This is a genomic window from Legionella sp. km535 (assembly GCF_003990085.1).
GTDB lineage: Bacteria > Pseudomonadota > Gammaproteobacteria > Legionellales > Legionellaceae > Legionella > Legionella moravica.
The window spans coordinates 83,667-96,176 of sequence record NZ_RZGU01000017.1; the positions used below are offsets into that span (position 1 = coordinate 83,667).

Consider the following 12,510-nt stretch of genomic DNA (forward strand, 5'->3'; position numbering starts at 1 on the left):
TAATTAATCCGCATTTAATTTACATAACTGCACATAATTATTATAAAACTTTAATAAGTTATTATTTATCGTTTTGGTAATTTCAAGACCGTTTCCTGTCCCTAAAAAAACGGCCTCTGGATTATTCTTTTCCAAGACAGAAAGAGCGTCATGAATGGCGGGAAAATACTGCAATGTTGAATAATCACAAAAATTCATGTGCATAGAATAAGAAGGGTTGGTAAGAGAGCCAACTATCAATACCTGCTTATAATTTGCAGAGCGGTTACCTTTACAAAGATAAGGAAACTCCTCATCGTTATTTTGATGATACAATTGTGTTGAAAAAACATGCAAAAATGGTGCTTTTAAATCTTTATGGCAATCATTTCCCTCTAACAAATCAATAGTTAAATCTAAACCAGCTACTGCACATATGCCTGTATGATAAGCAAATCTAGCAACTATTGCAGAGCCTAACGAATGGCCCAATAATCCAACCTTCTTCCAATTAATCATGCTTATTACGGGGTCACTAATTTCTTTTGTCTTTAAAAATTCATAAGTATACGACAAATCAGAATAAGTATTTCTAAAAAAATTCTTCTTATCCTCCTCTGATTCTGGATCAATTACTTTTGCAATATGTTCAGGATTAAAACTAAGCTCTCCGTTAATAAATTGGCTATTTATACCTATTACAATATAACCATGACTAGCTAAGTCTGTTAATGTGTTTTCATACTCTTGAGTTGAAAGACCATAGCCAGGGCTAAAAAAAATAACAGGAAAATCATTTTTTTTTACTGGAGTAGTATTTTTCTTTGCGTAACTTCGAATATTTTTAACTTGCTCTATATCTCTTTGCGATATATTTCCATCAAATTCTTTTAAATCCGAAACTAAAGAAGGTATTGGTTGATATACACTTGAACCTCTATCCTCAGATGGATAATAAACTACCAGTTCAATTTCATTACAGTGTAATGTATTTTCTTTACTAAATGATTTGGCATTTTTCTGGGTAAAAAAAACATTAGGGCAGGCATTCTTATTAATCAAATGAATTTCTTCATGGCCCACATTATATTCACCAGAAGGCTGATTTAAGTAAGGACTAGCTTCTATTGAAGAATTTATAGCAAATAAGGCTGTATTATATGCGAATAATAGCGATGCGTATAAAAAATTATAAATCATTTTGGCTCTCAAGTTTTAATAGTTCTCTAAGGATCAACCCACCGAATAAGATTAATCCACCTCCAAATACAGCATTATAATTAGGCTCAATAGAGGTAATAAATCCCATAATGACTCCACCAAATACGGTTGCTATTGATGATATTTGCCCTAATACCCCCATAAGATTACCTTGTGAATCATTTGAAACAGTATCAGACAAAATTTTTGTCATATTTAAAGTAACGAATGGCGTAATCAAATAGAAGAAAATAGAATTCACCCACGAAAAAATGGCATGTATATTATTCGATTCAATAATTTTAATTATTAAGAAAGAATATAATATTAGACTACCACCCATCATGAATATAGAAGTACATATTTGTTGATTCATTTTATATTTTTTGTTAACCGCCGGATGGAGTATAAACATACTAAAAGCAAAAACACCACCCATGATGGCAAAAAACAAACCGATTTGCTTTGTTGAATAAGAAAAACTTTCTTTCAAATAAAGAGATTGAGATTGTAAAAAAACTTCAAAACCCAGATTAAAAAGCAAATATCCCAAAACTAGGAATCGAAGGTTATTTTTAAAGACTAGCTTAAATGCTTCTAGAACCTCATCAAAAAAAACTATTTTTTTATCAAAACACTTAGGCTCCGGTTCAGGAAAGATGACTAATAAAAGTAAAATATTTAATCCACAAAGCCCACTGGTTATAAGAAAAGGATTGATTAATGAGTCATTAACATCATTAATAAAAAATGACAAAGCGGGCCCTAAAATAAATCCAGCGATAGTCGCTAAAGTTAAATATTTTAAGCCAGTAACTTTATTTAATGCATCATTACTTAAATCAACTATCACAGCACCACAAATAGAATAAGTTCCTGCACTAAATCCAGAAACAAAACGACTAAGGAAGAAAAAATTAAGATTGTGCGTAAATATTGAAAAAGCACTTAATAAATATCCCCCCAAAAGCCCTAGCAAACCATATAAAAGTAATTTTTTCCTTCCATATATATCTGATAATTTTCCCAATACAGGCATACCAATTAAACTTGCGAAAGGATATATCGCAACAGCGAAACCATACAATACATTCGCATTAGTGCTAGGTGAGTCAATTATTAACCCATTATTGCTAATTGCAAATAATGCTGGTAACAAAGGAAAAACCAATCCCATTCCAATTGAGTCTATAAAAACAATTAAACAAGCACTTAACAAAGCAATCATTTTGTTTTTTCTAAGCTCATTGAAATATATTTTCAAATGGAATCTCTCATAAAATTCATAATAGAAAAGCTAATCTGCTCGACAATATCTTCATCATTGACCCATCCAAAATGATCTGAATTAATTGTCTTAAGAGTAATGTTTTTTGCTGGTATGATTTTATCTAAGGAGTTATATCTTTCATTAACAACATAATGATTAAATAACTCTTTATTAGGCCCTTCATATTCTTTTCCAGCCTTAAATAAAACAATGTTAACACCACTCAACTCATCCATAGGCTGAGGATCATATTTAATGTTCAAAGAACCAACTGCATCAATTATATTTGCCTGCCTCCCTAATACGTTAAATGCCTCATTGACTTTAAAATAAGGATCGACCATAAATAAATCCGATACTTCTTCACCAGCTTGCAACAATTGCTTACAAATCTCAAAGGCTAAAACGCCACCAAAACTCCATCCAAAAAAGGCGTAAGGACCTGTTCTTTGTGCAACTTTTAATTGAGCAACGTAGTTTTCAGCTAGTCTTTCGAAATTTAGGTAATTTAAATCAAGACCTAAGCTGGTTTCTTGCCTAAGGAAATAATTAAAGTTATTAAATAAAATTAAATTCATATTTAATTGGGGAACTACATTCCCTAAATAACATTCGTACCCACCAACTCCTGGGGGCAATAAGCATAAGTACTTCTCATTGTTATTTGATATTTTTGTATATGATTCGTAAGAAGGAAAATCGCTCATAGTTACTTCGTTATGAGAGATTCTTAATAATGAATTGACTAACTCTAATAACAAATTATAAAACTGTTGCGCAAACTCGTTAGTAGTTGATTTATCAAACTTACATTTAAATGATATTTGAAGACATCTTTCAACTATTGATGCATTTATAGAAATAATATTGCTATCATCGTTTTTCAATGAGACAGCTACTCCAGCCCCCTCATCTACTATGCACCAATCATCTATATTTTCTAAATGATCAAACTGGCCTAAATAATTAAAAGTAATTTTGGGTAACTCTTGATTTTTATACCCAAATAGAGCCCCATATCCAACACCTTTATTCGGAATACTTTTCAAATTTTCCTTTATAAGTTTTAAATTTGATATCCAATTTCTTGATTTATATACCTCTAAACGAAATGGATACATAGTAGTAAACCAGCCTAAGGTATCAGTTATGTCCACATTATCATATATATCTTCCCGACCATGTCCTTCTAAAATAATATGATGAACATTTTGTTGTGTATAATTATGAAGCGTTATTCCTAGTACGGTTAATAACACTTCAACAACTTGGGTATTTACTAATTTTGTTATTTTATAAAGCAATGCATTAGTAGATTCTTCATCTATTGATATAGTACTGAAACTAAGCTGATCTATTATTTCAAATTGCTTTTCAATTACATTATTACTGGAGGAATCTCTAATAACCTCTTGCCAATAACTTTCTTCATTTTTATAAGACAATGCATATTGATGAATTAAATGAACCCATTGCCGATAACTTGTTCCTTTTGTACCCAAGGATAATTCTTTATTATTCAATAAAGAATTATAAATCAACTCAAGATCACGTATTAAAATACGCCAACTAACGGTATCAACCAAAAGATGGTGGATAGCAACGTGTAAACGAGCACTTCCGTCACCATATCCAAAAAGATATCCTATGCTCCACATAGGCCCATTTATAATATCAAATTCAGATTGCCAATCACTTAGAATAGTATTTAATGTTTTATCTGAATTTTGAATACTATTGATATCCAGCTCTCTTATTTGATGTTGTACTTGTTCTGAATAGTATTGAATATATTCACAAAAAGTACCTTCATTATTTATTTTAAATTTGAGCCTCAATGCATCATGATTTTTTACCAATAAGTTTATGCTTGCTCTTAATATTTTAAGATCTAATCGCGGTACTCTTACTATAAAACATTGATTAAAATGGTTGATACATGAAAAATTTTTACTAAAAAACCACTCTTGAATAGGCAATAAACCAAATGTATCAGAATTTATACACTGCTCAGATAACACATTTTTGTTTATATTATTCAGTTCTATCTTTTCACACAGCTTAGAAACGGTCCTATGTGTAAATATATTTTTTGCAGAGATTTTTATATCATATTCTTTTCGAAGAAAACTAACCAATCGAATACTTGATATGCTATCTCCACCCGAATGAAAAAAATCATCATGAATACCAATATTTTTTTCTTTTATATTAAGGATATTTGAAAATGCCATACATAATTTGTTTTCAATATCACTAGTAGGGGGCACATAATTTACGTGAGTCAGCAATAATTCAGGTTCTGGCAATTGTTGTCGATCTAACTTCCCATTAGGTGTTAATGGCATTTTATCCAAGTGCATTATTGAAGCAGGTAGCATATACTCAGGTAGAATTAAGTTAAGCTCTTGTAAGATGAGACTAGGATCTTGTTTTGTTCCGGTGTAATAGGAGCAAATCTTGTTCTGGTCATTAAGGTCTATAAGAATAGAAACTGCGTCATCAACCCCATCAAATTTTGATATATGATGGGATATTTCATCTAATTCAATTCTATATCCGTGCAATTTAATTTGAGAGTCTTTTCTACCAATAAACTCAATATATCCATTGATGTTCCAACAGCCTAAATCACCTGTTTTATAAATACGTCCAAATTGCTTAGTTTCTATAAAACTTAAATTAGTTTTGTCCTCATTTCCCCAATAATTTAAAGCAACTCCATCACCACCAATGTGTATTTCACCAATAATTCCAGGAGGACAATTTTTATAACTATCGTTTAATACCAACATAGTTTGATTTGGCATAGCAATACCATAAGGTATGGATTTCCAACTATCTTTTACCTCCTTAATCTCAAACCAAATAGACCAGATACTTCCTTCTGTCGCCCCTCCCAAACTTATAACTTTGGCATTTGGACATACCTCTAATAAAAATTGGGGTAATTTAACTGGAATCCAATCACCACTAAGTAAAAATAATCTCAAGCTAAGACATGTCCGAGTAATATTTTCCGCTAATAAATTACTGAGTTGAGGAACCGTATCCCATAAACTAATTTCATATTTATCAATTAAATCAATCCAATGTGATGGCTCTTTAACCAGATCTGAATTAGGAAAAATAATTTTCCCTCCTGCAGAGAGTAATCCAAAAATATCATATACAGATAAGTCAAAATTCAACTCAGAAAGAGCAAGGATACTGTCTGTATTGGAGATATTAAATTTAGTATTTACTGCATAAATTGTATTTACTGCGCCACGATGACTTATAGTCACCCCTTTAGGTTTACCGGTTGATCCCGATGTAAAAATAACGTAGGCGACTTCATTGGAACTAACTGAGGGAAATTTTACATTTACATCATTTGTATTTTCATTTTCTAAAATATCCTCAATAATTAAAAACTGATATCTTTGCCCCAAAATATTATTAATTGTTCCCTTATAATAAATGTCTCTCGATACTAGAATAACTTCTACTGCACCTTGAATCAAAATATCGTCAATTCGATTAACAGGCCATTCATGATGAAGAGGTAAATAGGCATGGCCGGACTTCATTATTGATAAAGTAGAAACAACATGATTATATCCCTTTTCACTTAAAATACCGATTAATTTGCTATCAGTCTTTTTCCCTTGTAGAAGTACCGTTGTTAATTTCTTTACATCCTGTGCTAGCTGTCTATAAGTAAACTCTTTATCTAATTTAGCATCAATAACCGCAACAGCCTGGGATCTTATTTCCGCCTGTTCATCAAATAAACTAAATAATGTTTTTTCTTTAGGATAATCTAAATACTCTGTAGTTACTTGATCGTTAGAAGATAAATGGTCAATTAACTGAGAAACTCTAAAATTAGAAAGGGAGTCTATTTCACATATTTCACAGATTTTATTAACTATCTCTTGATAGATTTTTATATATTCCTCAACCTTTTTCTGGCTAAATAAACTTTCTCTGTAATTAAAATTACAGACTAGCTTGTCCCCACTATCATCCCAAGTAGTAGTTAAATCAAATTTAGCTGTGATGTCATTATTTTCAAAAGAATAATTTTCAAAGAGCTGATTAACTTGCTTTGAATTCTCTATATCAAAACTGTTTACAACAAACATGACTTGAAATAAAGGATGTCTGCTTGTATCAGAGGGTACATTCAAACAATCTATTAATTTTTCAAATGGCAAGTCTTGGTTTAATTTTGCATTAATAATATCTTCCGACAAATTTTCAATTAAATCTGTAAAACTATGCTCAACTTCTATTTTTGCTCTCAATGCAAGCGTATTTACAAAAAATCCAATCAATTTTTCAAGTTGGTCTGAAGTTCGATTCGCGATCACAGTACCAATAGTTATATCTTGCTGATTAGTAATATAATTTAGGAAAACAAAATAGCCTCCTAATAACAATGTATATAAACTAACATTTAGTTGTTTAGCAATTCGTTTTATAGCTTTTGAAGTAAGATCACTAAGTTCAAAAGTTATATTTTTACCAAGATAATCTAATTCTTCCGGGCGTTCAAAACACGTAGGTATATTTAATACCTCATATCCATATAACTTCGTTTTCCAATAATCAATCTGATCTTTTAATGTATTACTTGTCAAATATATCTTTTGCCATAAAGAAAAATCTTTATATTGTATTTCTAATTCAGGTAATGAAGGAGTTGAATTGTCAAGAAATGCATAATAAGTTTCAACCAGCTCTTTAAGAAAGATATCAATCGACCATCCATCAAACGCAATATGATGAAAAATCAAATTTATATATATTTCTTTGATTTTATTTAAATTATCACCAAAATCTATAAATGATATACTAATAGGATATTCTTTTTCTAAGTCAAATATATAGTTTATTTTTTCCTTTAATAAGTTATTAAATTCAGATCTTGTATTTACAGAGATATAGTTAAACGGAAACTCCACAAAATCAGTATCAATTTTTAGAAAACTAGAACCAGTTTCATCTGTATTGATATAACTTCTTAAAATTTCATGTCGCGAGATAACATAATTGATACTCTTCTCTAATACCTTAATTTCTAATTTCGAAGATAACTTATAAACCCTAGGAATATTATAAATATTGGTTCCATTTTCATACTGCTCGATGAACCATAACCGTTCTTGTGTGGACGATAAAGGATAATGAGAATTACAATCACCATTTAGAATTTTATCAGTGTCTTTTTTAGAAAAAATTTTATTTTTACTTAATAGTTCAAGTAAATCTTGCTTCTTAAGCTTAATAAACTCTTTTTCGCTCTCAGATAAAAACTCATTATTTGGTATAAACGCTTTAATAGCATTATCTTGTTGCCAAATATCAATATTTCTTTTACGTAGTTCATAAATAAAATGAACCATTGAGTTATTAAAATTCAACTTCTAACCCCTCTTCAGAATACTCTTCATTACTTTCGAAAAATGCTAATAAATCACTGATAGTCGGACACATATATATGTGCTTTATATTCACTTCTTGACTTAAAATTTTTCTCAAACGATTGACTAACTTAAAAGACAAAATACTATTCCCACCTAAATGAAAAAAATTACTACTTATACCAACATGTTCTACATCCAATATTTCAGAATATATTTCACACAAATCTTTTTCTATTGTAGTGGTGGGAACAATATAGTCAGAAAGCTGATGGTCTAAAGAATATTGTGGTAAAGCAGCTCTATTTAATTTTCCATTGATTGTCATTGGCATTTTAGTCAAATGCACAATGGCTTTAGGAAGCATATAATCTGGCAATCTTTTCTTTAAAAATTCATAAATTAAGCTAATGGAAAATTCCATATTTGAAACATAATATGCAATTAAATTAGAAGGGATTCCTTCTTTATTTTTTTCAGCAATTACAACAACCTGTTTAATACCTGGATAATCTAAGAAAACACTTTCTATTTCTCCGAGATCAATGCGATGCCCCCTAATTTTTATTTGAAAATCATTTCTTCCAATGTACTCTAAGTTTCCATCGGGTAACCATCTGACTAAATCACCAGTTTTATAAATTTTTTTATTTTTACTTTCCTTTATTTCTTCAGATGATTGAAAAGGATTATCGAGCAATTTCTCGTTAGATAATTGATCGTTGTTAAGATACCCACGAGTCAAACCATCACCACTGATATATAACTCACCAATAGCTAACTCAGGAAGAGGTACCATATTCGAATCTAAAACATACGCACGCATATTACCTACAAGTGAACCAACATTTACAGTTCTTGTTTTCAAAAAGCCTAAATTATCAATGTTTTTTTCAAATAAGAACTGGCATCCTTCTGTTGGACCATATTGATTTTTCACGACAAGTGACGGCAAGCATTCGAATAACTCATTAACTACATTCGCTGACAAAGCCTCGCCACAAGAGTAAATTAATTTCAAAGGCATTTGATTAATTACTTCATCAGAGCATTGTTTTAAGGCTTCAATAAAAATGACTAATTGACTAGGTACAAACAATAATCCATTTATGTTCTTTGTTATACATAACTCAATTATTCTCTCAACATCCTTTATTTCCTCATCAGAAAAAATATATATGCCCGATCCACTGATTAATGGTAAAAACATCTCTCTAATTGAAGGATCAAAAACATAAGAGGTTTTAGCCCCAAATATAAAATTCGGCTCCAATTTGTGAGTATTCTTTAACCATAAAAGTCTACTAACTATTGAGCGATGCTCTATCATTACACCTTTAGGCTGACCAGTTGTACCAGAAGTATAAATAACATAAGCTAAATCGGTCGGTTCAGTAGAACAGGAAATATTATCTACATAACTTTCGAAATCAGTATTATTAGCACATAGCTCATTTTCAACTAAATAATTAAGAATATTTCCTGGTATCTGTTTTGTAATATTTTCTAACTGATTTTTTTGTTTATTCGAGGTCAAAATAAGGCTAACTTGTGCATCTTCTAAAATGTATGATACCCGTTGCTCTGGAAAATTAATGTCAATTGGTAAATAAGCAGCACCAGATTTTAAAACGGATAGAATTGAAATAAATGTAAACTCGCTTCTTTCCAGAAACAAACCAACTATATCACCTCTTTTGATTGAAAACTCATTTTGTAAAACAAATGCTATTTTATTAGATATCGCATTAATTTCAGAATATGTGTACTTTCTATCATTAAACTCTAGCGCAATACTATAAGGAGTTTCCTTTGCTTGTTTTTCAAATAACTCATGTAATGTTTTCGCCCCTAAAGTATTAAAATCTGTTCTATTCTTTTCTACAATTATATTTTTATAAGAGCTCTCAGAAATAGACCCTATGTTATTAGCCTTTACTTCGGTATTTTTAACCAGTTGAGTTAAAATTGTAACAAGACCATCTAATAGCTTGCTTATAACTTGCTCATCAAATAATTCAGAAGCATACCGAAGTCGAATGTCATTTTCACAAATCAACGCTAAGGGATAATCTAGCTTTGTTGTAGTTTGGTCAAAAATAATATTTAACTTATTATCTTTCTGTGAAATTGGGTAATTTTCATAAACAAACAAGGTATCAAACAGCCGTTCCCCAGAAGACTGCAGTTCCGCCAAATTCACCTTGCTATGAGAATTAGCCTCATTAATATCCTCCTGAATCTGCTGAATAACGTCTATTACCTTACGCTCATCATGATTGACTATCAGAGGTACCGTATTAATGTACAAACCAGCGGATTGCTCCAGATTATCAATCGGAAGATTGCGCCCAGAGATAACTGTGCCAACCGTTGTTTGGCGGCTGTATCCATAAACACTTAATACCTTATGCCAAGCATATTGAAGAATGGCATTTAGCGTCACCCCTCTTTCTTGCGATAAAAGGATTAAATCAATCTTCAAGGATTGGGCTAAAACTAATTGCTGCTCTTGTGTCTTGTGGATGTATTTATATTCACTAACGACAACATCGCTTAAACCAGGTTTAACTAAACCATCCAAACAGACGCGCTCATCTAACTGGCTTAAGTAGCCTTCCCAATAAGATTTATCTGAACCGGTTGTCTGAATGTATTTTTGGGTCTCTAAATAACTGACATCTTCAGAGGACTCAATCACCTCATCCGCACACAGTCGTTTATAAGTTTCATGAACATAATCCAGTAATACCGCAACACCCCAACCATCCAAAATGGCATGATGATTATTAAAGATACAGGTATAGTGGCTTGCATGTTGCTTTATCAAGGTCACACGAAACAAACCACTTTCAGACAAGTCATAAGTACTTAACCTGTCTCGAGCTTTTAGATCCTGGATTTCAGCCTCATCGGCGCATTCAATATAATTCCAATGCAACCTTGATTCTTTATCAACCACCTGAAGCACCTGTTCTTCCCAGGCAAAACGAAGTCTTAATGCCGGGTACTTTCTTTGAGCATAATGCCAAGCCTCTTTCAACTTACTCTTATCTATAGCGGCCTTATAGTGCCATGAGATCTGCACTCGATACGCCTCATCCGTATCTCCCTGAGTTAAGGCATGATAAATAAAACCTTGCTGAAGACTGCTTGCCTTATAGACTGCTTCAAGTTCTTGATGTTCTTGGAGACGGTCGAGATAATCCTGAGCAACAACTTGCTCTACATCACTGCACGTTAAATAGGTTCGTGATTGAGATGCCGTGTGCTCCACCAATGCTTTAAGATAAAATATGAACTTATCAGTAACAACGGATAATGCTGCTTCCGGTAAGCGGCTTACGATATTAAATTGGAGGCGACCTTCAGAGACCCAACCATTTAGATTGAGCAGATACGCATCGCTATTTAACGGATCACTCATCTCCCCAACCGAATCAGAGCATAACTCCCAGTCGTTTACTGAACCTTTATCAAGTTGCCCTAAATAGTTAAAACTGATTTCTGGAAGAGGGTTCTGCTCGTATCCAAACAGTGCACCGTAACCAACACCATGCTGTGGTATCTGTCTTTGCGCATCCTTAACTCGTTTTAAACTGAGCACCAGATCTTGGCAAACCTCTATGCGCACCGGGAATAACGTAGTAAACCAACCCAAGGTTCGTGAAACATCGATTTCAGCATTAATCTCTTCCCGACCATGCCCTTCCAACACCACATGATGCACCCAATGACCGGTTAGTTCCGATAAACTTAAGCCCAGTGCCGTCAATAAAACATCATTAATTTGTGTGTTATAAGCCTTACCGCTTTCATGCAATAAACGGCTTGTTAATGACTTTGTAAAAGATAGATCAACGCTGTAAGAAACAGTGGTTTTTAATGAGGCATTAATGGGGATGTAGTCAGACATTACCCCGTTCCAATACTCCTTCTCTTCTTGATTTTTGCAGCCATACCCCTCAAGAGCAGCAACCCATTGGCGATAACTGCTTCCTTTATTACCTAAGCGTTCGCCTTGGTACAAACGACATAAATCATCAGCCAAAATACGCCAGCTCACTGCATCAATGATTAAATGATGCACTGCAAAATAAATGCGCGCTGAGCCATCGGGATAACCATACAGATACGCTACAGTGAACAGAGGCCCTTGCTGAATATCAAATTGACTTTGCCACTGAGTTAATTGAGCCTGCAACGCAGTAACATCCAGCAGGCTTACATCCAAACAATGGAATGGATAATTGGTCTGAGCCTGATAACGCCCCTTTTCCTTTTCTGCAAATAACAGGCGGAAATTATCATGATACGCAATTAGTTGATTAATCGATTCCTGCAAGCGATTCCTATCCAGAGCCGGAACGTGAATCATAAACGCTTGGTTATAATGATTGGGATTAGCAAGCGGCTGCGCCATAAACCAACGCTGTATAGGCAATAAAGGCACGTCCCCTTCCAGCACCCCTTGTTCTGATTTAAGGGGTGGCACTTCTGCCTGTTGCTTGGGGAGCTCTTCATCAAATAACCGTTCAATACTTCGACAATTAAAGATGGAGCGCACACTAACCACCAGCCCAAGGCGTTGCCGCATCCGGCTGCTCAATTGAATACTGACAATACTGTCTCCACCCAATCTAAAGAAAT

General features: G+C 32.9%; 4 protein-coding genes. All 4 read right to left on the bottom strand.

Going from position 1 to position 12,510, the window contains the following annotated elements:
* Window positions 1-3 precede the first annotated feature (3 nt).
* From ELY21_RS11090 to ELY21_RS11105, 4 genes are read right to left on the bottom strand one after another with little or no spacing between them, the layout of a single operon-like run.
* On the bottom strand, window positions 4-1,179 hold the full coding sequence (locus ELY21_RS11090) for a hypothetical protein (protein WP_127109507.1): 1,176 nt from the start codon (window positions 1,177-1,179) through the stop codon (window positions 4-6).
* Window positions 1,169-2,443: an MFS transporter gene (locus ELY21_RS11095; protein WP_127109509.1), complete on the bottom strand. Its 1,275-nt coding sequence runs from the start codon at window positions 2,441-2,443 to the stop codon at window positions 1,169-1,171. Before ELY21_RS11095 ends, ELY21_RS11090 begins: the two co-directional genes overlap by 11 nt.
* Window positions 2,440-7,860, bottom strand: coding sequence for a non-ribosomal peptide synthetase (locus ELY21_RS11100; protein WP_127109511.1), 5,421 nt, complete (start codon window positions 7,858-7,860; stop codon window positions 2,440-2,442). The genes ELY21_RS11095 and ELY21_RS11100 overlap by 4 nt, the downstream gene beginning before the upstream one ends.
* Window positions 7,850-12,499, bottom strand: a complete 4,650-nt coding sequence (locus ELY21_RS11105) for an amino acid adenylation domain-containing protein (protein WP_370272612.1) — start codon at window positions 12,497-12,499, stop codon at window positions 7,850-7,852. Before ELY21_RS11105 ends, ELY21_RS11100 begins: the two co-directional genes overlap by 11 nt.
* Window positions 12,500-12,510 lie beyond the last annotated feature (11 nt).

What these genes read in the sequence shown, in the direction of transcription:
- ELY21_RS11090 (WP_127109507.1), bottom strand. Translation starts at nt 1,179, where the DNA reads ATGATTTATAATTTTTTATACGCATCGCTATTATTCGCATATAATACA.